Consider the following 23648-nt stretch of genomic DNA (forward strand, 5'->3'; position numbering starts at 1 on the left):
ACCCGCGTACGAAAGCAGGATGATTCATGAAGTTCACCGACGGCTACTGGCTCATGCGTCCGGGCGTCACGGCCAGGTACGCGACCTCGGTCGCCGACGCCGCCGTCGAGGAGGACCGGATCACGCTGTACGCGCCGGTGAAGCCGGTGCGGCACCGCGGCGACACCCTCAACAGCCCGCTGCTCACCGTCGAGTGCTGGTCACCCGCCGAGGGCGTGATCGGGCTGCGCTACACCCATCACGGCGGAAAGGCCCTCCACGGGCCGGACTTCCGGCTCGCCCAGCAGTCGGGCGACGGCGGCGGCGGCGCCGGCAAGACCGTGCGTGACGGCTCGGTGGTGGAACTGGCCAGCGGCGAACTCGGCCTGCGGGTCGACACCGCTGCCCCCTGGGCACTGGACTTCACCGCGGCCGGACGCACCCTCACCTCGGTCGGCGCGCGCGGCGCCGGATTCGCCACCGACGGCGACGGACGGCACTTCATGGCCGGGCAGCTCACCCTGGGCGTCGGCGAGCTGGTCTACGGTCTGGGCGAGAGATTCACGCCGTTCGTCAAGAACGGCCAGTCCGTGGACATCTGGCAGTCCGACGGCGGCACGAGCAGCGAACAGGCCTACAAGAACATCCCGTTCCACCTCACCAACCGCGGCTACGGCGTCTTCGTCAACCACCCCGGCAAGGTCAGCTACGAGATCGGCACCGAGGCCGTCGGCCAGGTGCAGTTCAGCGTCGAGGACCAGTCGCTGGAGTACTTCGTGATCTACGGCCCGACCCCGAAGGAGATCCTGGCCCGCTACACGGCCCTGACCGGCCGCCCGGCACTGCCGCCGGCCTGGTCCTTCGGCCTGTGGCTGTCCACCTCCTTCACCACCGAGTACGACGAGGCGACCGTCAACCGCTTCGTGCAGGGCATGACGGACCGTGAGATCCCGCTCAGCGTCTTCCACTTCGACTGCTTCTGGATGCGCGAGTACCAGTGGAGCGACTTCACCTGGGACCCGGAGGTCTTCCCCGACCCGGAGGGCATGCTGGCCCGGCTCAAGGAGCAGGGGCTGCGGATCTGCGCCTGGATCAATCCGTACATCGCCCAGAAGTCGCCGCTGTTCGCGGAGGGCATGCGCGAGGGCTATCTGGTGCGGCGGCCGAACGGCGACGTGTGGCAGTGGGACCTGTGGCAGCCCGGCATGGCCCTGGTGGACTTCACCAACCCGGCCGCCCGCAGCTGGTACACGGACAAGCTGCGGGTGCTGCTGCGGCAGGGCGTGGACTGCTTCAAGACGGACTTCGGGGAGCGGGTGCCCGTCGAGGTGGCGTGGCACGACGGCTCGGACCCGGAGCGGATGCACAACTACTACACGCAGGTCTACAACCAGGTCGTCTTCGACCTGCTCAAGGAGGAGCGCGGCGAGGGCGAGGCCGTGCTCTTCGCCCGGTCAGCGACCGCCGGCGGCCAGCAGTTCCCGGTGCACTGGGGCGGTGACTGCGAGTCGACGTTCGGCGCCATGGCCGAGTCGCTGCGCGGCGGCCTGTCGCTGGGTCTGTCCGGCTTCGGCTTCTGGAGCCACGACATCGGCGGCTTCGAGGGGACACCGACGCCGGCCGTCTTCAAGCGCTGGGTGCAGTTCGGGCTGCTGTCCTCGCACAGCCGGCTGCACGGCAGCACGTCGTACCGCGTGCCGTGGGACTACGGGGACGAGGCGGTCGCCGTCATCCGTGACTTCACCCGGCTCAAGCACCGTCTGCTGCCGTATCTGTACGCCGCCGCCCTGCAGGCGCGGGACCACGGCACACCGGTCATGCGGGCGATGGTGCTGGAGTTCCCCGGCGATCCGGCCTGCCACCAGCTCGACCGGCAGTACATGCTGGGCCGCGATCTGCTGGTGGCCCCGGTGTTCAGCGAGGACGGCACGGTCGACTACTACGTGCCCGAGGGCACCTGGACCCATGTGCTGACCGGCGAACGGGTGACCGGCCCCGGCTGGCGGCACGAGACGCACGGCTTCGACACGCTCCCGCTGCTGGCCCGGCCCGGCTCCGTCGTACCGTTCGGCGCGGTGGACGACCGCCCCGAGTACGACTGGGCGGACGGGGTCACCCTGCGGGTGCACGCCCCGCTGGACGGCGCCGAGACGGTGACGGCGGTCCCGGCGCCCGACGGCGGCCCGGCGGCGGTGTTCCGTACCCGCCGTACGGGTGACGTGGTGACGGTCGAGGCCGAGAACGCCACGTCCTGGAAGGTGCTGCTGGTCGGCGCGGACGACGTGGACGGTGTCGAGGGCGCGGCGGCTGCCGGGCGGACACCACTGGGCGTGCTGGTGGAGGCCGGGGCGTCGAACACGGTGACGGCGCGCTGGTCCTGACCCTGGCCCTGGACCTTGGCCCTGATCCCTGGCCCTGGCCCTGATCCTCAGGAACGCAGTTCGAGGGAGGCGCGGATCGCCTTGACCGCGCCTTCCGCGTCGTCCACCGTGACGGTGAAGTGGCGCCCGTTGCCCAGGTCCACCACCAGGCCCGGGCCGCGGCGCACCACGACCGCCGTCCCCTGCTCGGGCCGCCAGCGGTAACCCCAGCCGCCCCAGCCGCGCGGGCTCACCAGCGGCGCGAAGTGCGCGCCGCTCACCTGGTCCAGCGGGATACGGCGGCGCGGTACGCCCATGTGGCCGCACCGCACCTCCACGGCGTCGTGGTCCACCCGGACCCGTACATGCGTGAAGGCGATCGTCCCGAAGATCACGAGCAGGCCCACCGTGATGCAGCCCACCACCGACATCACCAGCGGCGCCAGCCCCGAGGTGTACGAGGTGTCCAGGGCCAGGACGATGCCGAGCGCGACGCACGCCGCTCCGCCCGTTGCCAGCAGCCACTGAAGGCGATTGCTGGCATGGCCTGTCCACACATGGGGTGTGCGCGCGTCGTCGCTGTGCGCGTCCGTCATGCCCGAAGCGTACCCATCGGGGACCGTATTGGCAGGGTTTACGGCACCGGGACGTCCGCGGCGCTCAGGACCCGGCCCTGGGTGTACCGGCCGGCCTGCGGCGGCAGTGCGGCGGGCCGGCCGCTGAGGATCACGGTCAGCGTGCCCTGGGGCGCGGCGTCCGGGGCCGGTTCGGCGCCGATCCGGCGCAGCGCCTGGGCGGCGACCGCTCCGGCCGAGCCGTGCAGTGTCACGCCGGGCGCCCGGACGGCGGCCCGGATGCGGTCGGCGACCAGTTCGTAGTGGGTGCAGCCGAGCACGACCGCCCGGACGTCCGGCGGGGTCAGCGCCGCCGCGGCGGCCACGGCGGCGTCGATCGCGGTGTCGTCGGCCCACTGGACGGCGTCGGCCAGGCCCGGGCAGGGCACCTCGGTCACCGGGACCCCGTGGCCGAACTCGGCGATGAGGTCGCGCTGGTAGGGGCTGCCGGTGGTGGCCGGGGTGGCCCAGATCGCCACCGGTCCGCCGCTCGCGGCGGCCGGTTTGATCGCGGGCACGGTGCCGATGACGGGGATCGCCGGTTCGAGTTCGGCGCGCAGGGTGGTGAGCGCGTGCACCGAGGCGGTGTTGCAGGCCACGATCAGCGCGTCCGGCCGGTGGGCGGCCGCCGCCCGCGCGCAGGCCAGCGCCCGGGCGGTCAGGTCGTCCGGGGTCCGCGGGCCCCAGGGCATCCCGTCGGGGTCGGAGGACAGGATGAGTTCGACGTCGGGCCGCAGGACGCGCAGCGCGGCGGCGGCCGCGAGGAGGCCGATTCCGGAGTCCAGCAGCGCGATCTTCACCGGGGCAACTTTACGCGACGGCTCCGCCGCCCGGACGGCCGGATGCGGCAGACTGCGCGACGTGACCGCATTGACCTGGATCGCCTGGATCTCGCTCGCCGTATGGCTGTGGCTGACGCTGGGCCAGGGTTTCTTCTGGCGTACGGACATCGGGCTGCCGCCCCGGGGGCGGCAGGTCACCGGCCGGCCGGCGGTGGCCGTGGTGATCCCGGCGCGGGACGAGGCGGACGTGCTGCCGCTGAGCCTGCCGTCGGTGCTGGGCCAGGCGTACGAGGGCCGGTTCGAGGTGATCCTCGTCGACGACGGGAGCACCGACGGGACGGCGGACGTGGCCCGGGCCCTGGCCGGCGAGCACGGCGGGGCGGAACTGACGGTGACGTCGCCGGGGCCGCCGCCACCGGGGTGGACGGGCAAGCTGTGGGCCGTACGTCACGGCATGGCGGTGGCGGCGGAGCGGACCGACGCGGAGTACCTGCTGCTGACGGACGCGGACATCGCCCACGCGCCGGACTCACTGGACGCGCTGGTGTCGGCCGCCGGGGCGGGCGGCCTGGACATGGTGTCGCTGATGGCCCGGCTGCGGGTGACGACGGCCTGGGAGCGGCTGATCGTCCCGGCGTTCGTCTACTTCTTCGCGCAGCTGTACCCGTTCCGCTGGGTGAACCGGCCCGGTGGCCGGACGGCCGCGGCGGCGGGCGGCTGCGTGCTGATCCGCCGGGACGCGGCCGAGCGGGCGGGGGTGCCGGAGACCATCCGGCACGCGGTGATCGACGATGTGGCGCTGGCCCGGGCGGTGAAGCGCGGCGGCGGGCGGATCTGGCTGGGGCTGGCGGACCGGGTGGACAGCGTCCGGCCGTATCCGGGGCTGACCGAGCTGTGGCGGATGGTGTCGCGGAGCGCGTACGCGCAGCTGCGGCACAGCCGGTGGCTGCTGGCCGGGACGGTGGCGGGGCTGGCGGTGGTCTACCTGGCGCCGCCGGTGGCGGGGGTGGCGGGGGCGCTGACCGGGTCGTGGTGGGCGTGCGCGGCGGGCGGGACGGCGTGGGCGCTCATGGCGGGGACGTATGTGCCGATGCTGCGGCACTACCGCCGGTCGGTGGGATGGGCGCCGCTGCTGCCGTTCACGGCGGGGCTGTATCTGCTGATGACGGTGGACTCCGCGGTACGGCACCACCAGGGGCGCGGCGCCGCGTGGAAGGGCCGTACCTACGCGCGGCCGGACGCGGACGCCTCGGCGTAGGCCTTGGCGTAGACCTCGGCGTAGACCTCGGCGAGGCGGGCGCCGGCCGCGGCGGTGCCGTAGTGGCGCCGGGCGTGGGCGGCGAGCACGGCCGGCCGGTGACCCGGAAGCGCGGCGGCGGCCCGCAGCAGGGCGAGCGGATCGGGGCCGACGACGGGGGTGCCGCAGCACAGGGCGGTGAGCGCGATCGGTCCGCGGACCTCGGTGGTGGCGAGGAGGTCGGCGTGGGCCAGGTCGTGGAGCAGGGTGCCGCCTCCCCCTCCGCCTTCGTCTTCGTCTCCCCTTCCGCCTCCGCCTCTGCCCGGCGGTCCGGCCGTGGTGGAGGCGGTGACGACCTGGGGCAGCAGCCGGGGGTCCCGCAGCCGGGCCCGGCCCAGGACCGGCGCCAGGGCCGGCCAGTCCTGGTCGGTCACCGCGACCCGTACCGGATCCTGGCTGATCCGGGTCCGGGCGGGCACCGGCGGCAGGGTGTCGGTGTCGACCGGGTGCGGCAGGGCCAGTACGGCCGCGGCCGCCGCCCCCAGGCGGCCGCCGGGTTCGCGGCCGTCGGTGGTCAGCACGTACGGGGTCCCGGCGGCGCGGGCCAGCCGGGGCAGCGCCGGATCTGCGCCGGGGGTGTGGGCGTGCAGCAGGTCGGGCCGGCCGCACTCGGCGGCCTCGAACCGCAGCAGCGCCCGGATGCGGCGGGCGGTGCGCAGGCGGCCGGCGACGAGCACCTCGTAGTGGTGCGGCTGCCGGGGGTCGCGGGCCGCGTACGCCAGGCCGGGCAGGGGCGGCAGGGAGAGCCCGGAGACCGAGGCGACGGCGACGACGTCCGCGACGGTGCCGGCGGCCTTGATCCAGTCCTGCGGGCGCTGCGGGCCGCTGCCGCCGGACAGCATGACTACGCGCATGGCCCACTGTGGCACGGGCGGTACACCCGGGGGGTCACATCGCGGATAAAGCGGATATTCGGGCGGGACCGCGAGGGTCGTCGCAGGGGGCGACCGCCGGTAAGCCGCCTCATGAACAGGCTTTTACACGACAGAAACCACTCCCGGCGACCGTTTTCCACTGATTCGCTCGGATTGGTGGTCCGTGGTCACTCACCGCACATGAAATGACCTACTTACCAGTCTCCCCAACCAGCACATCATGGGCTTAACTTATGGGCTATGACCTCCCCCCGCGGCTCTTACAGCGGTGGCTACTACACGTCACCGTTCTTCCCCGACACACCCATCTACGACAGCCTGGTGGCCGAGCGCGGCACTCCTCAGATCGCGCCGATCCGGGTGCCCTCCCCTTACGACACCGGAAGCAACAACCTGCCGGCCCTGCCGTCGGCGCTTCCCGCCCTGCCCGCGGGACCGTCCGCGTACCAGACGCCGGCGCAGAGCACCTACACCGGCAGCACCTACACCGGCAGCACCTACACCGGCAGCGGCGGCTACTCCGCGCCGAACTACCAGCAGCAGTCGCCCCCGCTGCAGCAGGCGCCCGCCCCGTACATCCCGCAGCAGGCGACCGCCCAGCGGGCTCCGTACAACGGCGGTTACCCCCAACAGCAGCCGCAAACCCCCTATCAGGGTCCGGCCGGCTACGAGGCCGCGCGTCCGCAGACGCCGCGCCCCCAGCAACCGCGTCCGGCGGCACCCGGCGGATACGAGGAGCAGCCGCCCTACCAGCGCCGCAACCTCGGTCAGGGGTATTACCAGGGCTGACACCAGGGCTGCGAAGATGGCGCCCATGACGTCGTCATCGTCCTCGTACCCGTCCCCGTCCCCGTATCTGAGCGCGCTGCACATCTATCCGGTGAAGTCACTTCGCGGCAGCGCTCCCGACCGGGCGGACGTCGAGCCGTGGGGGCTCCGCGGGGACCGGCGCTGGATGGTGGTGGACGACTCGGGCCGATTCGTCACGCAGCGGCAACGACCGGAACTGGCACTGCTGGACACCGGTCCGGCGCGGGACGGCGGAGGTTCCCCGGCGGGAGGCAGGGGAGGTCTGCGGCTCGGCGGGCCGGGGTTGGAGGCGCTCACCGTGCCGGTGCCGGCCGCCGGTCCGACGGTGCCGGTCACGGTGTGGCAGGACAAGGTGGAGGCCGTTCCCGCGGGGGACACGGCCGCCGCCTGGCTGAGCGGGTATCTCGGGACCCCGGTCTCCCTGGTGTATCTGGACGACCCGGCACGGCGCCGCCCGGTCGATCCCGAGTACGGCGGTCCGGACGCGACCGTGAGCTTCGCCGACGGCTTTCCGCTGCTGCTCACCACGACGGCCTCGCTGGACGCGCTCAACGCGCTGATCGCGGGCGGTGGCCGGCCGGACGAGGGCCCGCTGCCGATGGACCGGTTCCGCCCCAACGCCGTGATCGGGGGAACCCGGGCCTGGGCCGAGGACGGCTGGCGCCGGGTCCGGATCGGGGAGGTCGTCTTCCGGGTGGTCAAGCCCTGCGGGCGCTGTGTGATCACCACGACGGACCAGCGGACCGGGAAGCGCGGCAAGGAGCCGCTGCGCACGCTGGCCGCCCATCGCCGCTTCGGCGGGCAGCTGGTGTTCGGCCAGAACCTGATTCCGGAACACCCCGGAACACTTCGGGTGGGTGACGCGTTGTGCGTCATGGACTGATGGCGTGGACCGGTGGCGTGGACCGGTGGCGTGACCGATGGCATGGACCGATGGCTGATGCCGGGGAGTGACGGCGTCCCGAGCCCCGTCACGGCGGCCCTGGCCGAAGCGTGATCTCGCTCTCGCACAACCGGCCCGCGAGGCACAAGAGCCCTGCCGTATGCGGTACTTGGACGGTGAAGGGGGTGCGTTCCATGGCGGCGAGGGTGCCGGGAGTGCGGTGGTGGAGATGGCGGCACAACCCGCTGCGCCGACGCTCGGACGTACTGGAGAGCTGGGCCGGGCTGATCGCGGCGGCCGTGATCGCGCTCGGCGCCCCGGCGGCGGGCTGGGGCACGGGCGTGCTGGTGGACGGCGCACTGCAGCGGACCGTACGGGTGCAGCACAGCCAGCGTGCCCTGGTGCCGGCCCTGGTGCTCAGGGCCGGGCCCCGGGAGATCGCCGAAATGGATCCGGACTCCGGTCAGGTGCGGGAGGAACGGCGCACCGCCACCGCACGGTGGACCGCCCCGGACGGCACGACGATCACCGGCACGGTTCACATCCCGGTCGCCGACGGCAAGGGCGACACCGTGCGTATCTGGACCGGCCGGCACGGCGAGGTGGTGCCGGCGCCGCTGGACTTCATGACCGCACGGACGCATGCGCTGCTCGCCGGCACAGGGGCGTTCCTCGCGGCCGGTGTTCTGTTGTTGGTGGGGCGGCAGGTACTGATGTGGCAGTTGATGAGACGTCGACTGGTGGAGTGGGAGCGCGAGTGGGCCGCGGCCGGCCAGGACTGGGGCCGGGCGGACCGGGCCTGACCCGGTCACCCCGCGCCCGGCCCGGCCGCTGACCTGGGCTGCGACAGCGGCGCGAGGTCCGGCCGCGGTCCCGGTCGTCAGGTGATCCCTGGCCGGCTCGGTCCTGGCACACCCCCCGCGCACGCTACGGTGGTTGCCCCGGCACCCGGGTCCGCCCGGCCCGGCCGGGTCAGCGCACAACGCACGAGGATGGGGCAGAGCATCCCAATGGCACAGGGCGTGGTTCAGGTGACGCACACCAGCAGTTCGCGGTGGCGTCGCCGCACGGGAGAGTACGAGACCCTGGCCGCGGCCCTGGAGGCGGCGGCCGACGGCGACGTGCTCTCGATCAACCCGGGAACCTACCGGGAGAACCTGGTCGTGCAGCACGCCATAACACTGCGCGGGGCCGAGGGCCCCGGGTCGGTGCGGATCGCCCCGGCGGCCGGCGTCGCGCTGACCGTGCGGGCCGCGGCCACGGTGCAGGACCTGTCGATCGAGGGCCAGGACACCTCGGCCGCCGCCCTGCTGATCGAGGCCTCGGCACCCGAGCTGTCCGGCATCCGGGTCAGCACCCGCTCGGCGGTCGGCATAGAGGTCCGGGACGGCGCCCGGCCCACCGTGCGGCGCTGCACCGTGGACAATCCGGCGGGGCTGGGCATCAGCGTCCTGGAGGCCTCCGGCGGCCTGTTCGAGGAGGTCGAGGTGGTGTCGGCGGGCCAGACCGGCATCTCCGTACGCGGTGGCTCCTCCCCCCGCCTGGAGCGCTGCCGCGTCCACAACGCCAACGGCGCGGGCCTGTCGCTGACCGGCGAGGGCACCGCCACCGAGGCGGTCGGCTGCGAGGTGTACGAGATCAAGGGCACCGGTGTGCAGGTCGCCTCGCGCGCGGCCGGGCACCTCACCGACTGCCAGGTGCACCGCACGACCGGCGACGGGATCACCCTCGACACGGACGCCGTACTCACCCTCTCCGACTGCGACATCCACGACATCCCCGAGAACGCCATCGACCTGCGCTCCCGGTCGGTGCTCACCCTGACCCGGACCGCCGTCCGCCGCTTCGGCCGCAACGGCCTGTCGGTGTGGGACCCGGGCACCCGCGCCGACGCCAACCAGTGCGAGATCCACGACAGTCAGGGTGACTACCCGGCGGTCTGGGTCAGTGACGGCGCCGCCGCCGTACTGGACAGCTGCCGGGTGCGGGACGTGCCGGACGCGCTGTTCGTCCTGGACCGCGGCTCACGCGTGGACGTCGTCGACAGCGACATCTCGCAGGTGCGCAACACCGCCGTCTCGGTGAGCGACGGCGCCACCGTCCAGCTCGACGACTGCCGCATCCGCGAGGCCGCCACCGGCGCCTGGTTCCGCGACCACGGCAGCGGCGGCACGCTGGCCTCCTGCACCATCGACGACGTCCAGACCGGCGTCATCGTCACCAAGGGCGCCGATCCGACGGTCGAGCGGTGCACCGTCACCAACCCCGGCGAGGCCGGCTTCTACGTCTCCGCGGGCGGCCGCGGCACCTTCACCGGCTGCCGCGTCACCGGAAGCCGGAGCTACGGCTTCCACATCATCGACGGCTGCCGCTCCACCCTGACCCGCTGCCGTACCGAGCGCTGCGCACGCGGCGGTTACGAGTTCGCCGAGCCGGGCCCGGTGACGGAGGACTGCACCGGCGACCACAGCGGTGAGGACACCGTCTCGATCTCCCTGCCCCCGCTCCCGTCCGCGGCCCTGCAGCCCGGCCGCGCCGCGCAGTCCTACGGTCTGCTCGGCGGCGTCCCGGAGCAGCGGCCCGCGGGAGCGGCGGCGGCCCCGGTGGCCGAGCCCGAACCCGAACCGGCCCGGGAGTCCGACGACGTACTCGCCGAACTCGACGCCCTGGTAGGCCTGGACAGCGTCAAGCGCGAGGTGCGCACCCTGATCGACCTGATCGCGGTCGGCCGCCGCCGCCAGGAGGCCGGGCTCAAAGCTCCCTCGCTCCGCCGCCATCTGGTCTTCACCGGCTCCCCCGGCACCGGCAAGACCACCGTGGCCCGGCTGTACGGCGAGATCCTGGCCTCGCTCGGCGTGCTGGAGCGGGGACATCTGGTGGAGGTCGCCCGGGTCGACCTGGTCGGCGAGCACATCGGCTCGACCGCCATCCGTACGCAGGAGGCCTTCGACCGGGCGCGCGGCGGGGTGCTCTTCATCGACGAGGCGTACGCGCTGGCGCCCGAGGACTCGGGCCGTGACTTCGGGCGCGAGGCGATCGACACCCTGGTGAAGCTGATGGAGGACCACCGGGACGCCGTGGTGGTCATCGTGGCCGGGTACACCGCCGAGATGGCGCGGTTCCTCGAATCCAACCCCGGCGTGGCGTCACGTTTCTCACGCACCATCACCTTCGGCGACTACACCCCCGAGGAGCTGCTGCGGATCGTCCGCTCGCAGGCCGAGGAGCACGAGTACCAGCTCGCCGACGAGTGCGGCGAGGCGCTGCTGAAGTACTTCACGGCCATCCCCAAGGGTCCGGGCTTCGGCAACGGCCGTACCGCCCGGCAGACCTTCGAGGCGATGGTGGAACGCCATGCCGGCCGGCTCGCGCATGTCACGGAACCGAGCCACGAGGAGCTTCAGCTGCTCTACCCGGAGGATCTGCCACCGCTGCCCTGACCGGTTCGTGACCGGGTTCGTCGTGACCGGGTTCGTCGTGACGGGGTTCATGGGCGGGTTCATGGGCGGGTTCCGCAGCGCGTTCCCCACCTCGTTCCTGCGCGCGCAGCCTCCGTAGCAGCCCGGCGCGCACCACGGCGAACTCCGGGTCCTCGGGATAGTGGGAATGGCCCAGGACCGGGGCGATCAGCGGGTGCCGGCCGTCGCGGTGGTAGGCCAGGGGGTCCTTGAGCCGCCGGTCGACCTCGGGCAGGAGGCACGCGCCGCCGATGGGGTCCGTGCGCCGCCACAGGTTGGACCAGTCGTGGACGTCCTCGTGGAAGAGGGCCAGCCGGTCCGGCCCGAAGAACGCCGGGAACCAGCGCCCGTACAGCCGGGCCAGCGGCGAGCCGTAGGTGAGCAGCGCGACCCGGTCCCGGGTCGGCTCCGGGAGCTGCCAGGCAGCGGCGGCGGCCAGCACCGAGCCCTGCGAGTGGCCGGACAGGACGATGCGGTTGTCCGGGTGCGCCGTGGTCCAGGTGGTCATCCGCCAGGTCAGGTCCGGGACCGCGCGCTCGGCGTAGCAGGGCGGGGCGAAGGGGTGGGCGGCGCGCGGCCAGAAGGTGCCGATGTCCCAGAGGATGCCGACCGTGCGCCGGGCGGTGGTGTTGCGGTAGGCGCGGCGGCCCAGAGCGATCAGGGCGAGGGTCGCGGCGCCGAGCAGCCAGGTGCCCGTCGCCTGCGCGCCGCGGGCCACCGCCTGGATCCAGGGCGCGGCATGCCCGGCAGCGGCGCCCGGGGCCCGGCCGGTGAGCGCGGCGCCGGCCAGCGCGCCGCCGCCGAGGACGCACGCGGCGACGACGATCGTGGTGAGCAGTACCGGCCCCCGGTCGGTCAGCCCGGCCAGCGCCTGCGCCCTGGCGATGTGGCGGGTCCGGTTCCGCTCGTACGGCAGCGGGGGCTCGCCGTCCGGCCGGGGATAGTCGCTCTCCACCTGGCCGCGGAGCCGGCCGGCGCCGCGCCACACCAGCCACGCCCCGCCCGCCACCGTCACCGCGAGCACCAGCAGCCCGCCGGGCAGGACCGACGCCTGCCAGGTCAGCAGCACGGGCGGCCCGGCGATCAGGTCGCCCGCCGAGCCGGTGGCGCCGCCCCGGTCCAGCCAGTCCGCCATGCGCTGGACGGAGCCGCTGGTGAACAGCGCGCCCACGGAGCAGGCCAGCAGGGCGGTGGCCGGCCCGGCGAGTCCGTACATGGCCCCCTGCCGGGGCCGGACGCCCACCGTCAGCACCCCCAGTGCGCCGATCAGCACGGCCTGGGCCAGGGTCAGCACGCACAGGGTGGGGGTGGGCAGCAGCAGCCGGCCGCCGTGGCCGCCGCTGTCCCAGCCGCGCCGGTGCCAGGACGTGAAGACCAGGGCGGCGGCCAGTACGGTGAGCGCGCCGGCCTGGAGGGTCACGCACAGCCCCCGGTCCAGCCGGGCCCGGGCCGGCGCGATGGTGTTCTGGTCCTCGTCCCGCCAGGCGCAGACGGTCAGCGTCAGCACCGCCACCGCGAGTGCGCCCAGCGCCCCGGCCAGCGTCCAGCCGCAGGCGCGCAGCAGCGCGGACGTTCCCGTACCGCCGTGCAGGTCCTGCCGGAAGGCCGGCGTCCACAGCGCCGCCGCGACGACCGCGACCCCGGCCGCGGTGTGCGCCGCGCGCAGCCTGGCCACCTCGCAGCAGCCGTACCAGAAGCCCGCCCTGGCCAGCGGGCCGCCCCGGCCGCCGCCCTCCCCGGCCGGGCGGATCTGCTCGTAGGCCCACCAGGTGCGGCGGGACAGCCACCACAGCCCGGCCACGAGCACCAGCGGCACCCCCGCGCCCAGCACCAGCCGCCGTCCGGGCTCGCTCCACCAGCCGTGCTGGGCGCTGTTGACCAGAACGAGCCAGTGCTTGCCGGCCGCGCAGTACGCGCTGTCGGCGCACTGCCAGGCGACCAGATCCATGGTCATCTCGCAGGCGCCGGTCACCAGCAGCACGGTCAGGGTGAGCGCGAGCAGCCGCAGCACGGCGTCGTACCACCAGTTCCGCCGGTCGCCGCCGTGCCGGGGCCGCATCCAGTGGGCCAGGTTGACGATCATGAACGGGACCAGCAGCAGCCACAGCGCGCGACGCCCGTCCCCCGAGGTCAGGTTGGACCAGCAGTACGCCTCCCGTACCGGCCCCCTGGGCGAGCGGCCCGGATCGTCCTCCGCGGTGGCCTCGTCGGCCCGGCGGTAGACGGCCGCCGTGTCGTCGCCGGTCACCCGGACCACGCGCGGGTCGTTCAGCATGCCCTGCGGCGTGGCCCCACCGACGCCGTGGACCAGCAGTTCAAGATCGAGCGGCATGCCGATCGCCTCCCCCGAAGCCCGGTATAAGGGCAGAATCAGCCAGATTCGTTCCGACGGACAGTGCCCCGGCGTGAAGTCGTACCGAATCGTGATGCCAGGTTCGAGCGCCCGTCCGACCATGGAAGGATGGCGGTCAGTTCGATGCCGGCAGCTGATCACAGAGGGACGGACCCGGGTGAGCGACAACCAGAACCTGCTCGCGGAGCAGAGGCGAGCGCTGATCCTGGACGAGGTCCGGCGGCGCGGTGGGGTCCGGGTCAACGAACTGACCCGGCGGCTGAACGTCTCCGACATGACCGTACGGCGCGATCTGGACGCCCTCGCCCGGCAGGGCGTGGTCGAGAAGGTGCACGGCGGCGCCGTCCCGGTGGTCGAGGCCAGCAGCCACGAGCCGGGCTTCGAGGCCAAGTCCAGCCTCGAACTGGGCGCCAAGGAGGCCATCGCGCGCGCCGCCACACAACTGGTCACCCCCGGCAGCGCCATCGCCCTGTCCGGCGGCACCACCACCTACGCCCTGGCCCAACGGCTCCTCGACGTCCCCGACCTCACCGTCGTCACCAACTCGGTGCGCGTCGCCGATGTCTTCCACACCGCCTCCCGGCACGCCGGCGCACGCGAGGGCGCCGCCACGGTCGTCCTGACCGGGGGCGTCCGCACCCCCTCGGACTCGCTGGTCGGGCCGGTCGCCGACCGCGCCATCGACTCCCTCCACTTCGACCTGCTCTTCCTCGGCGTGCACGGCATCTCGGTGGAGGCCGGCCTGTCCACCCCCAACCTCGCCGAGGCCGAGACCAATCGCCGGTTCGTCCGCTCCGCCCGGCGCGTCGTGGTTCTCGCCGACCACACCAAGTGGGGGACGGTCGGCCTGAGTTCGTTCGCCGCGCTGGAGGACGTCGACACCCTGGTCACCGACGCCGGCATCCCGGAGGTACTGCGCGAGGAGATCGCCGAGCATCTGTCCGATCTCATCGTCGCGGGCGAGACCGGACTCTCCGACTGACGCCTGGCTACTGCCTACTGCCTACTGCCTACTGCCTACTGCCTACTGTCGGCTGTCGGCTGTCGGCTGTCGGCTGTCGGCTGTCGGCTGTCGGCTGTCGGCTGTCGGCTGCCTACTGTATACATTCGCCAGAAGCTTTCTGACCAACCGTTAACTATGGTCGGACGTATGCCCTCACGCCTGCGCCCCACCCGCCCGGCCGGCCTGGACTTCTGCCGCTCCGCCCCCATACGCCTGGTCTTCACCGCCGACCTGACCACCCCGCCGGAGGCCGTCCACGACGCCCTCGCACAGGACACCGCCGGCTGGACCGCCTGGTTCGACGCCGTGACCGCGGCCGTCCCGACCGCGTCGGGCCGTGACATCACCCTGCGCGGCGGCATCCGCTTCCAGGAGACCGTCCTCGCCTCCGACTCCCCCACCCGCTACGCCTACCGCGCCGACGCCACCAACGCCCCGGGCCTGCACGCCCTGGTCGAGGAGTGGGCCCTGTCCCCCACCCCGGACCACGGCACCCGTCTGCGCTGGACCTTCGCAGCCGACGGCTCCCCCGTCCTGCGCGCCGCCCTGCGCCTGGCCCGGCCGGGCGTCGGCCTCGCCTTCCGCCGGGCGGCCCGCGCCCTGGACCGGCGCACCATCGGCCGCGGGAGTCGGTGAGAGGGCGTCGGTGAGAGGGCGTCGGGGCTGAGCGCGGTCACCGGCCGCTCACCGGTACTCGGCGAAGCGCGGCCGGACGCCCACCGCCACCAGGACCACCGCCACGCCGAGAGCGCCGGCCGGGACGGCGGGCCAGGCGTCGAGTCCGGAACGGGCGGTTCCGATGTGCTGGAGGGCCACGGCCTCCCGCTCGGCGGCGAGACGGTCCAGGGAGGTCGCGAAGTCCCAGAAGTCGAAGGCGACGCTGCCCCGGGAGACATTGGTCAGCAACGCGGCGGCGGCGTCGAGACGGCCGGCGGACACCAGTCGGCCCAGTTCGCGGTCGTCGGCACGGAACTGCTCGTAGCGGGCCCGGACCTCGCCGTACGGGGCCGGGGCCAGCAGGGTGTCCAGGCGGGCGGTGAGGCTGGTGAAGCGGGCTCTCTGCCGGGTGCCGGAACCGGGGTCGTCCACCAGCCAACGGCTCTGGGTGGCGGCGGAGTCGGCGGCCAGGGTACGGGCTTCGGCGAGGCGGCCCCAGGGGACCAGCCCGTCGCGGGCCGCGCGGTCGAGCCCGGAGGCGGCCGAGGCGAGCGAGAGGACCCCGGCGACGGTTACGGCGAGCACGGCGCAACTGGCCGCCAGCAGTGCGGGGTTGAGGACGCGCCGGTAGCGGCGGGCGAGATCGCGCTGCCACCGCAGCAGCACCGCCAGGGCGAGGGCACCGAGCAGACCGACGGTGACCGCGGCCCGTACGGCGGCGGCGTGGGCGTCCCGTTCCAGCCGCAGTGCCCGGTCGTTGTAGGCGTGGGCCAGCGCGGTGGCGGCGGGCAGCAGATCGGTGCGCATGATGTCGCCGGCCTCGGTGGACAGGGCCACGGCGACGGCGGGCGGGTGGCCCGCGGCACGGTCGGGCTGCTGCTCGTCGGCGTAACCGGCCCGGCCCGAGGCGTCGTCGTAGCGGCCGAGGGCGTCCAGGAGCGACTGCACCCGCCCGGCCTGGAAGCTGTCGGAGCCGAGCCGGCGCAGCAGCACGCTGACCTCGTGACGGCGCTGCTGGGCGGTGATGAGGGCGAGCAGCCGGTTGCCGACGAGCACACCGGGGTCGTCGGCGGCGTGACCGGGGACGAGCTGGTCGGCGCGCTGCGCGTCGAGATCGGCGAGGGCGAAGCGCAGTTCGGCGGCGACGGCGGCCCGGTCGGCCACGGCGGACTGAAGCTGTGCGGTGCCGGAGCGCACCGACAGCGAGCCCAGGACCGCGCCCAGGCACAGGGCGGCCAGCGCCAGCAGCGCGACACCGGTCTGGACGGCCAGCCGTACCGGCGGCGTGAGCCGCTGCCGCCGCCCGGGCCGGAGCACCCCGCTACGCCGCCGCGCCGCCGGGACGGGCGGCGCGGGGGCCGGAGGCGCCGGGGAGGTCGCAGGAGCGCCGGGTCCGGCCACCAGGGACATCGTCATGTACGGACGCTAGGAGCCCCCGTCGACCGGAAGGTGGTGCTCCCGCGACCTGCGGGTGGCCACGCCGTAACAGAACGAAACGGAACGGGACGGGACGGCGGTCAGGCCCCGGTTGACAGGAAGCCGTCGATGGCGGCGGTGTAGGGGGCGATGTCCAGGCCCTGTCCGGCGAGCCAGGTGTCGGAGTAGTACTTGTCGAGGTAGCGCTCGCCGGGGTCGCAGATGAGGGTGACGACGCTGCCGTGCTCGCCCGCCGCCAGCATCTCCGCGATGATCTTGAATGAGCTCCAGAGCCCGGTGCCGGTGGAACCGCCCGCCTTGCGGCCCATGGCACGGTCGAGGGCGCGTACGGCGGCGACCGAGGCGGCGTCGGGGACCTTCATCATCCGGTCTATCGCGCCGGGCACGAAGCTGGGCTCGATCCGTGGCCGGCCGATGCCCTCGATGCGCGAACCGCGTTCGCAGGAGACGTCGTAGTCGCCGCTGACCCAGCCGTCGAAGAAGCAGGAGTTCTCGGGGTCGGGGACGCAGATGAGGGTGTCGTGCTGCATGTAGTGCACATAGCGCGCGATGGTGGCCGAGGTGCCGCCGGTACCGGCGGTGGCCACGATCCAGGCGGGGCTGGGATGACGCTCCATGCGCAGCTGCTGGTAGATCGACTCGGCGATGTTGTTGTTGCCGCGCCAGTCGGTGGCCCGCTCGGCGTAGGTGAACTGGTCCATGTAGTGGCCGCCGGTCTCCTCCGCGAGCCGGGCGGAGACCTCGTACACGCTGCGCGGGTCGTCGACGAGATGGCAGCGGCCACCCTGGAACTCGATGAGGCGCTGCTTCTCGGGGCTTGTCGTACGCGGCATGACGGCGATGAACGGGACACCGACGAGCTGCGCGAAGTACGCCTCGGAGACGGCCGTCGAGCCGCTGGAGGCCTCGATGACGGGCTTTCCGGGGCGGACCCAGCCGTTGCAGAGGCCGTAGAGGAAGAGCGAGCGGGCGAGCCGGTGCTTGAGGCTGCCGGTGGGGTGGGTGGACTCGTCCTTGAGGTAGAGGTCGATACCCCAGGCCTCGGGGAGCGGGAAGCGCAGCAGGTGGGTGTCGGCGGACCGGTTGGCGTCGGCCTGCACCTTGCGGACGGCCTCCTTGAGCCAGGCCCGGTATCCGGGGTCGGCGCGGTTCACGTCCACCGTGGACGTACAGGCGGCGCTGTCGGTCTGCTGCTGCATGGCCCGATCATAAGCACGCTGGTGGAAGGCGGCGCGGACAGGGCAGACTGGTCGCACGACGGAGGTGGGTGGACCATGGCGGATCCGGAGTTCAGCGCCAGCGGCGTACGGATCGGGCGGCGGCTGAGTTCGCTGACCCGCGCGGGGCAGGTACTGATCCGCGACGGCCGGCTGGTGCTGCTGACCAGTAGGGGACGTGAGATCGACAGCGCCCCGGTGGAGGACGTACACGCGATCCGCACCCCCTTCTCGCTGCGCGGCCGGGCCCTGGCGACCGTCAACGGCACGGGCTACCTGCTGACCCTGCGCCACCGGGGCACGGCGGCGTCGACGGTCTCCCGCTTCCTGGAGGCCCTGAACCTGGCCCGGGCGCGGGTCAGCCGGCACTGAGCGTCATTGGCTGGTTCCGGTGAGTTGCGCATCGCCGCCATCGGGGTGACCCTGAAGTGGCATCACGGAGTACTGCAGCAGTCGCTCTGAGCAATCCCGCAAAAGGTGTTCCCATTCCATGCGAGCGGGGACGCCCCCGATTCAGGGGAAGCGCCCTCACCGCGGAGGGAGTCGCAGCCGTGATCACCGAAGCCACCACCAGACAGTGCGCCCTGCAACTGGAGGCACTGCCGTCCCGGATCCAGCAGGTACGACGGATCGTCGCCGCGCAGTTGCGTTACTGGCGGCTCGATCCGCTCATGGACAACACCCTGCTGGGCATCACCGAACTGCTCGCCAACGTCCACCGGCATGCCCGGCCGGACAAGAAGTGCCAGGTCGAACTGACCTATCTCTCGGGGTGGCTGACGGTCGCCGTCACCGACAACGACCCGCGGCTGCCGCGGGTGCGCGAGTTCGAACCGCTCGCCACCTGCGGCCGGGGGCTCGCGATGGTGGTCTCGATGAGCGACAGCTGGGGCACCGAAGCGGTGCCCCACGGCGGCAAGGTGGTGTGGTTCACACTGCGCGCCGAGGCCCGCACCCCGCGCCGGCTGCTTGCCGAACCGCTGTCGGCCGCGGTGCGCAAGGCTGTTCTGCGCGCACCCAACGCCATGGACGACCCGCCTGTGCGCAAGCCGGTGCAAGCACCGGCGCGCGCGCCCGAGGTGGCTCTGGTGTGAACGCCTGAGCCATCCCGGGGGCGCCACCGGGCAAGCCGGGGCGCCACGGGGCAGCCCGCCTGACGGGCCATCGATCGCGGAGACACTCCGAGGCGATGGCCCGCAGCCCGTCCGGCGGCATGTGGCCGGCACCGGGCGGCGGCGGTCATCGGCCGGCGCCCCGGCCCACGGAACGCCCGAACTGCTCGTCCAGGACCGACAGGCGCCGCCAGTACTCGTCCTCGTCGATCTCCCCGGCGGCGAACCTGCGCCCGAGCACCGTGATGGGTGACTGCTCGCCGTAGGTGTGCCGGTACTGCCACGGGCCGCCGAGGCCGCGCCGGCCCGTGCGGCGCAGAAGGATTCCGGCGCCGATGACGATCCCGGCCCAGACCAACGGGAGGAACAGGATCCAGGGCCCCGGACCGCCGTTCCAGTGGTCGGCGAGTGAGGTTGCTGCGATGGCGTCCATGGGACTGATCTCCTTGGTGGCCCGGTGAGGTTCCGTCATCACCGAGGCTCGTCCCACGGCGGCCCGAAGTCGTCGTACGTGCGGCGGCATCGCGGGTACGGCGCGGGGAGTACGGCCGCCTGTGCGGCGGCCGGCACGGCCGCTGTCAGTGGCTGCGCCTAACCTCGGGATCATGTGGCGATGCACGGGACTGCGGTGGGTGGAGGGCGGTCCGGCGTGGGGCTGGTGGCATCCGCTGCACGGTGAGCGGCGCAGTGCGCTGCGGCTGGGCGGACCGGTGGCGGTGGCCGTGCCGGAGGGGGCGGTGCGCGGGTGCGTCGGGGTGTGGCGGGCGGGGCGGTGGACGCCGTGCCCTGGCGCGGCGGCGCTGCCGGGGGCCGTGCGGCGCGATCAGTGCGAGGCGTGTGCGGCGCTGGACAGGTTCCGGTCGGTGGCGGCCGACACCAGGATCGACGACCCGCGTCCGTACGCGGTCTATCTCGCCTGGTTCGGGCCGGGGCTGTGCAAGGTGGGCATCACCGCCGCCGCGCGCGGTGACGCCCGGCTCCTGGAACAGGCCGCGGTCTGCTTCACCTTTCTCGGCCGGGGCCCGCTGATGGCCGCCCGGCGCGCGGAGGCCGTGCTCGGCGCGGCGCTGGGTATCCCGGACCGGGTGCCGGCCGCGGCCAAGCGGGCGGCGCGGCTCGTCCTGCCGCCCGCCGGGGAGCGGGCGGCGGAGCTGAGGGCGGTGTACGAGGCGGCGGCCGGGGTGCCGCGGTGGCGGGACACGCTGGGCGCTGTCGCGTACGAAGCCGTCGACCACGCCGTGCCGTTCGGGCTGGATCCGGCCGCGCCGCGGCCCGCCTCCCTGGTCACGGAGCTGAGCCCGGGCACCGCGGTCACGGGTGTCCTGCGGGCGGTGGCGGGCAGCGACCTGTACGTGGAATGCGCGGACGGCGTCGCGCTGTTCGACGCCCGGCTGGCCTCGGGCTGGGCGCTCACGCGGTCCGGGCCGGACCGGCCGGCGGCGCCCACGCGGCCGGTGCCACCGCCGGCCGCCGGCGCCGATCCGCTGTTCTGAGGCGGGCGGCCCGCGGGTCCGTGCGGGCCCGCACGGAGGCGCGCGCCTCAGCCGGCAAAAACCCCGAGGGGATCGTCGAGGACCGGCTGCCAGGCCAACTCGGCCGCGCCGACGAGGCTGTTGTGGTTGAGGGCGCAGGCCAGTACCGGGACGCTGCCGCTGCGGCCCCACAGGCTTCGGTCGGCGATGACGGCCCGCAGGCGCTCGGGGTCGGCGTCGAGAAGGTCGCGGTGGAGCCCGCCGAGCAGGATGCGGTCCGGGTTGAGGACGTTGACCAGGCCGGCGAGGCCGAGGCCGAGGCGGTCGATGAGGGTGTCGGCGGCGGCGCGCACCGCCGGGTCGGCGTACTCCTCACGGAGCAGGACGGCGGCCTGTTCGAGGAGGGACACGGCGGGGCCGGGCGTGCGTCCGGCCTCTTCGAGGAGGGCGAGCGGGTCGACCTCGACGTCCAGGCAGCCCCGGCCGCCGCAGTGACAGGGCCGGCCCTGCGGGTTGACGGTGAAGTGGCCGACCTCCAGGGCGAGCCCGGCGCTGCCGGTGTGGAGTCTGCCGTTGACGACGAGGGCGCCGCCGACGCCGCGGTGGCCGGTCGCGACGACCAGGAGGTGCTGGGCTCCCCGGCCCGCGCCGTGCCGGTGCTCGGCGAGGGCGCCGAGGTTGATGTCGTTGCCGACGAAGCAGCTCACGGGGGCGCCGCCCGGCCCGGTGATGCCGGCCCGGGCGATCTGCTCGGTGAGGATGTCCAGGACCGGCGCCCCGGCGGGCCAGGCGAGGTGCAGGGGGTTGAGGGCGGTGCCCTCGGGCTGGGCGACGGCGGAGGGCACGGCGAGGCCCGCGCCGACGCAGACCCGCCCGGTGTCGCGCAGCAGCCCGGCCCCGGCCTCGACCACGGCGCCGAGGACGTGCGCGGGGTCGGCGGAGACGGTCACACAGCCGGGCGCGGTGGCCACGATGTGTCCCCCGAGCCCGACGAGCGCGGCGCGGAAACCGTCGGCGTGCACCTGGACGGCGAGCACGACGGGGCCCTCGGGGTTGACCGCCAGGCGGTGCGAGGGGCGGCCCTGGGCGCCGGCCGGGCCGCCGGGCCGGGTGTCGACCCTGATCAGCCGCAGCGCCTCCAGTTCGGCGGCGACGGCGCCGGCCGTCGCGCGGGTCACGCCGAGTTCGGCGGTGAGCACGGCGCGCGTGGGGGCGCGCCCGGTGTGCACGAGCGCGAGTGCGGGGCCGAGAACACCGCGGCCCCGCTCCAACCTTGTCCGAGTCTGGGTCACTCTCCTATTCTGACTTTGTGCCGAGCCTAAACAAAATACGGACGGCATTTGCCGGACCGCGTCGCCACCCGACCGCCCCGGTCAGCCTCCCGCTCAGGCGGCTCAGAGTCGCGCTGACGCTCTTCTTCGCCCTCGACGGCTTTGTCTTCGCGGGCTGGGTGGTCCGTATCCCGGCCATCAAGGAACAGGTCGGCGCCTCGGCGAGCGCCCTGGGCCTCGCCCTGCTCGGCGTGTCCGCGGGCGCGGTGGCCACGATGACCGTGACCGGACGGCTCTGCCGGATCTTCGGCGCCCGGGAGGTCACCGTCGGCACCGCCGTCCTGCTCTCGCTCAGCGTCGGCCTCCCGCCGCTGACCAGGTCCGCCCTCACGCTCGGCCTGGTGCTGATCGTCCTGGGTGTCGCCTACGGCGGCATGAACGTGGCGATGAACAGCGTCGCCGTGGACGTGGTCGCCGCGCTGCGCAGGCCGGTGATGTCCGGCTTCCACGCCGCGTACAGCCTCGGCGGGCTGGCCGGCGCCGCGCTCGGCGGTATCCTCGCGGACCGCCTGACGCCCACCCGGCATCTGCTGCTGCTCGTTCCGCTGGGATTGCTGGGCACGTTCCTCGCCGGGCGCGTCCTGCTGGCGTACGAAATGCCGCGCCCGGCCCGGCCGTTCCGCCCCGCCCCGCCGGTACGGACGGACGCCGCAGCTGCGCGCGGGACCGGCCGGCTGGTGGCCGTCCTCGGTCTGATCGGGCTGTGCACGGCCTACGGCGAGGGGGCGTTGGCCGAGTGGGGGCCGCTGCACATCAAGGAGGACCTCGGCGGCGGCCCCGCGACCGCGGCGGCCGGTTACGCGGCGGTGGCGCTGGCCATGACCGTGGGACGGCTGTCGGGCACCGCACTGCTGGAGCGGCTGGGCCAGACCCGGATGCTGATGGCGGGCGGGCTGACGGCGTGCGCGGGGATGCTGCTCGCGGCCTTCGCCCCGGAAGTCCCGCCGGCGCTGGCCGGCTTCGCGCTCACCGGGCTCGGCCTGGCCAACATCTTCCCGGTGGCCATCGCCCGGGCCGGCGCGCTCGGCGGGGCGAACGGCGTGGCCACGGCGTCCACCCTGGGCTACGCGGGCTTCCTGCTGGGGCCGCCCACCATCGGCTTCCTGGCCGACGCCGTCGGGCTGCCGACGGCCCTGACGACGGTCGCGCTGCTGTCGGCACTGGCGGCTGTCATCGCCTTCGCGGTGCGGAACACCTCCGTACGGGCGGAGGCCTGAGACGCTGTCGGACCCGCTGTCGGACCCTGGTGACAGAATCACCGTATGGGGACCGACGAGTTCATCGAGATCGTACGGCGCGAGGGCCTGCTCATGGCGGCCGCCGCCGAGAAGGCGGGGATCACCGCCGACGTACCGCCCTGCCCCGGCTGGCGGGTGGACGATCTCGTACGGCACCAGGGCGTCGTCCACCGCTGGGCGGCCGGTTTCGTGACGGAGCGGCGCAGGACGGCGGCGCCGATCACCGGGGACTCCCCGCAGGGCGAGGCGCTGCTGCCCTGGTTCCGGGCGGGCCATGAGCACCTGGTGGACGCGCTGACCGCGGCGCCGCGTGACCTCGACTGCTGGCACTTCCTCCCCGCGCCCTCGCCGCTCGCCTTCTGGGCCCGGCGCCAGGCGCACGAGACGACGGTGCACCGGGTGGACGCGGAGTCGGCACTCGGCGACGGGTTCTCGCCGATCGGCGCCCGCTTCGCCGCCGACGGGGTCGACGAGCTGCTGACCGGCTTCCATGCCAGGCCGAAGAGCCAGGTGCGCACGCCCTCGCCCCGGACGCTGCGGATCGAGGCGGTGGACGTACCGGCAGGGGAGGACACCTGGCTGGTCCGGCTGTCGCCGGAGCCACCGCGGACCGAGCGCGGCGGCGCGGGCGACGCGGACTGCACGGTGCGCGGCCCGGCGGAGTCGCTGTATCTGGCCCTGTGGAACCGGGCTCCCCGGGCGGAGCTGGAGATATCCGGCGACATCGCGATCATGGACCTCTGGCGGCGCACCGCGGCCGTCGTCTAGCG

General features: G+C 73.8%; 21 protein-coding genes. 13 read left to right on the plus strand and 8 right to left on the minus strand.

Translation table 11 applies throughout. The features are described 5' to 3' along the window. The first annotated feature begins 26 nt into the window (after positions 1-26). Complete coding sequence (gene yicI / locus RWE79_RS06770; protein ID WP_475939098.1) at positions 27-2360, plus strand: alpha-xylosidase; 2334 nt, start codon at positions 27-29, stop codon at positions 2358-2360. Positions 2361-2407: 47 nt separating this feature from the next. On the opposite strand, the gene RWE79_RS06775 is transcribed toward yicI, so the two are convergent. Together RWE79_RS06775 and RWE79_RS06780 are read right to left on the minus strand one after the other, a co-directional pair. Next, a complete protein-coding gene (locus RWE79_RS06775) occupies positions 2408-2935 on the minus strand; it encodes a hypothetical protein (protein ID WP_475939099.1) in 528 nt (175 codons plus the stop codon). A gap of 38 nt (positions 2936-2973) precedes the next feature. Further along, positions 2974-3753: a glutamate racemase gene (locus RWE79_RS06780; RefSeq protein ID WP_475939100.1), complete on the minus strand. Its 780-nt coding sequence runs from the start codon at positions 3751-3753 to the stop codon at positions 2974-2976. Positions 3754-3814: 61 nt separating this feature from the next. Here RWE79_RS06780 and RWE79_RS06785 point away from each other — a divergent pair, with 61 nt between their 5' ends. Next, positions 3815-4993, plus strand: coding sequence for a glycosyltransferase (locus tag RWE79_RS06785; protein ID WP_475939101.1), 1179 nt, complete (start codon positions 3815-3817; stop codon positions 4991-4993). On the opposite strand, the gene RWE79_RS06790 is transcribed toward RWE79_RS06785, so the two are convergent. Further along, on the minus strand, positions 4960-5886 hold the full coding sequence (locus RWE79_RS06790; protein ID WP_475939102.1) for a hypothetical protein: 927 nt from the start codon (positions 5884-5886) through the stop codon (positions 4960-4962). The genes RWE79_RS06785 and RWE79_RS06790 overlap by 34 nt on opposite strands. 261 nt (positions 5887-6147) lie before the next feature. On the opposite strand from RWE79_RS06790, the gene RWE79_RS06795 reads away from it, so the two are divergent. From RWE79_RS06795 to RWE79_RS06810, 4 genes are all read left to right on the plus strand, one after another. Beyond that, on the plus strand, positions 6148-6696 hold the full coding sequence (locus RWE79_RS06795; protein ID WP_475939103.1) for a DUF6643 family protein: 549 nt from the start codon (positions 6148-6150) through the stop codon (positions 6694-6696). A 25-nt stretch (positions 6697-6721) separates the two neighbouring features. Continuing rightward, positions 6722-7600, plus strand: coding sequence for an MOSC domain-containing protein (locus RWE79_RS06800; RefSeq protein WP_475939104.1), 879 nt, complete (start codon positions 6722-6724; stop codon positions 7598-7600). Between the two features lie 194 nt (positions 7601-7794). Continuing rightward, positions 7795-8403, plus strand: a complete 609-nt coding sequence (locus RWE79_RS06805) for an Rv1733c family protein (protein WP_475939105.1) — start codon at positions 7795-7797, stop codon at positions 8401-8403. Positions 8404-8610: 207 nt separating this feature from the next. Beyond that, positions 8611-11040, plus strand: a complete 2430-nt coding sequence (locus RWE79_RS06810) for a right-handed parallel beta-helix repeat-containing protein (RefSeq protein WP_475939106.1) — start codon at positions 8611-8613, stop codon at positions 11038-11040. Here the strand turns inward: RWE79_RS06810 and RWE79_RS06815 are convergent. Continuing rightward, the gene (locus RWE79_RS06815; protein ID WP_475939107.1) at positions 10976-13390 is read right to left on the minus strand and encodes an alpha/beta hydrolase family protein; all 2415 of its coding nucleotides are present in this window, start codon (positions 13388-13390) and stop codon (positions 10976-10978) included. The two genes, RWE79_RS06810 and RWE79_RS06815, sit on opposite strands and share 65 nt — an antisense overlap. 178 nt (positions 13391-13568) lie before the next feature. Here RWE79_RS06815 and RWE79_RS06820 point away from each other — a divergent pair, with 178 nt between their 5' ends. Further along, positions 13569-14393, plus strand: coding sequence for a DeoR/GlpR family DNA-binding transcription regulator (locus RWE79_RS06820; RefSeq protein ID WP_475939108.1), 825 nt, complete (start codon positions 13569-13571; stop codon positions 14391-14393). A gap of 168 nt (positions 14394-14561) precedes the next feature. After that, positions 14562-15050 carry an SRPBCC family protein gene (locus RWE79_RS06825; protein ID WP_475939109.1) on the plus strand — a complete coding sequence of 163 codons (489 nt, stop codon included), beginning with the start codon at positions 14562-14564 and terminating at the stop codon, positions 15048-15050. Positions 15051-15098: 48 nt separating this feature from the next. Here RWE79_RS06825 and RWE79_RS06830 read toward each other — a convergent pair whose 3' ends face one another. Further along, on the minus strand, positions 15099-16487 hold the full coding sequence (locus RWE79_RS06830; protein WP_475939110.1) for a hypothetical protein: 1389 nt from the start codon (positions 16485-16487) through the stop codon (positions 15099-15101). Positions 16488-16588: 101 nt separating this feature from the next. Then, positions 16589-17707, minus strand: a complete 1119-nt coding sequence (locus RWE79_RS06835) for a PLP-dependent cysteine synthase family protein (protein ID WP_475939111.1) — start codon at positions 17705-17707, stop codon at positions 16589-16591. A gap of 75 nt (positions 17708-17782) precedes the next feature. On the opposite strand from RWE79_RS06835, the gene RWE79_RS06840 reads away from it, so the two are divergent. Continuing rightward, positions 17783-18097 (plus strand): hypothetical protein, encoded by a 315-nt coding sequence (locus RWE79_RS06840; RefSeq protein WP_475939112.1) that lies wholly within the window; start codon positions 17783-17785, stop codon positions 18095-18097. Positions 18098-18276: 179 nt separating this feature from the next. Beyond that, on the plus strand, positions 18277-18819 hold the full coding sequence (locus RWE79_RS06845; RefSeq protein ID WP_475939113.1) for an ATP-binding protein: 543 nt from the start codon (positions 18277-18279) through the stop codon (positions 18817-18819). Positions 18820-18964: 145 nt separating this feature from the next. Here the strand turns inward: RWE79_RS06845 and RWE79_RS06850 are convergent, their stop codons facing one another. Continuing rightward, entirely contained in the window at positions 18965-19270 is a 306-nt protein-coding gene (locus tag RWE79_RS06850) for an SHOCT domain-containing protein (RefSeq protein ID WP_475945644.1), read from the minus strand. A gap of 172 nt (positions 19271-19442) precedes the next feature. Between RWE79_RS06850 and RWE79_RS06855 the strand changes: the two genes are divergently transcribed. Then, positions 19443-20330: a DUF2797 domain-containing protein gene (locus RWE79_RS06855; RefSeq protein ID WP_475939114.1), complete on the plus strand. Its 888-nt coding sequence runs from the start codon at positions 19443-19445 to the stop codon at positions 20328-20330. Between the two features lie 47 nt (positions 20331-20377). On the opposite strand, the gene RWE79_RS06860 is transcribed toward RWE79_RS06855, so the two are convergent. Then, positions 20378-21649 (minus strand): ROK family protein, encoded by a 1272-nt coding sequence (locus RWE79_RS06860; protein WP_475939115.1) that lies wholly within the window; start codon positions 21647-21649, stop codon positions 20378-20380. On the opposite strand from RWE79_RS06860, the gene RWE79_RS06865 reads away from it, so the two are divergent. Then, positions 21619-22857: an MFS transporter gene (locus tag RWE79_RS06865; protein WP_475939116.1), complete on the plus strand. Its 1239-nt coding sequence runs from the start codon at positions 21619-21621 to the stop codon at positions 22855-22857. The two genes, RWE79_RS06860 and RWE79_RS06865, sit on opposite strands and share 31 nt — an antisense overlap. Positions 22858-22902: 45 nt before the next feature. Next, positions 22903-23646 carry a maleylpyruvate isomerase family mycothiol-dependent enzyme gene (locus RWE79_RS06870; RefSeq protein ID WP_475939117.1) on the plus strand — a complete coding sequence of 248 codons (744 nt, stop codon included), beginning with the start codon at positions 22903-22905 and terminating at the stop codon, positions 23644-23646. Positions 23647-23648: the final 2 nt, after the last annotated feature.

It is taken from the genome of Streptomyces sp. RLA131, assembly GCF_056270125.1.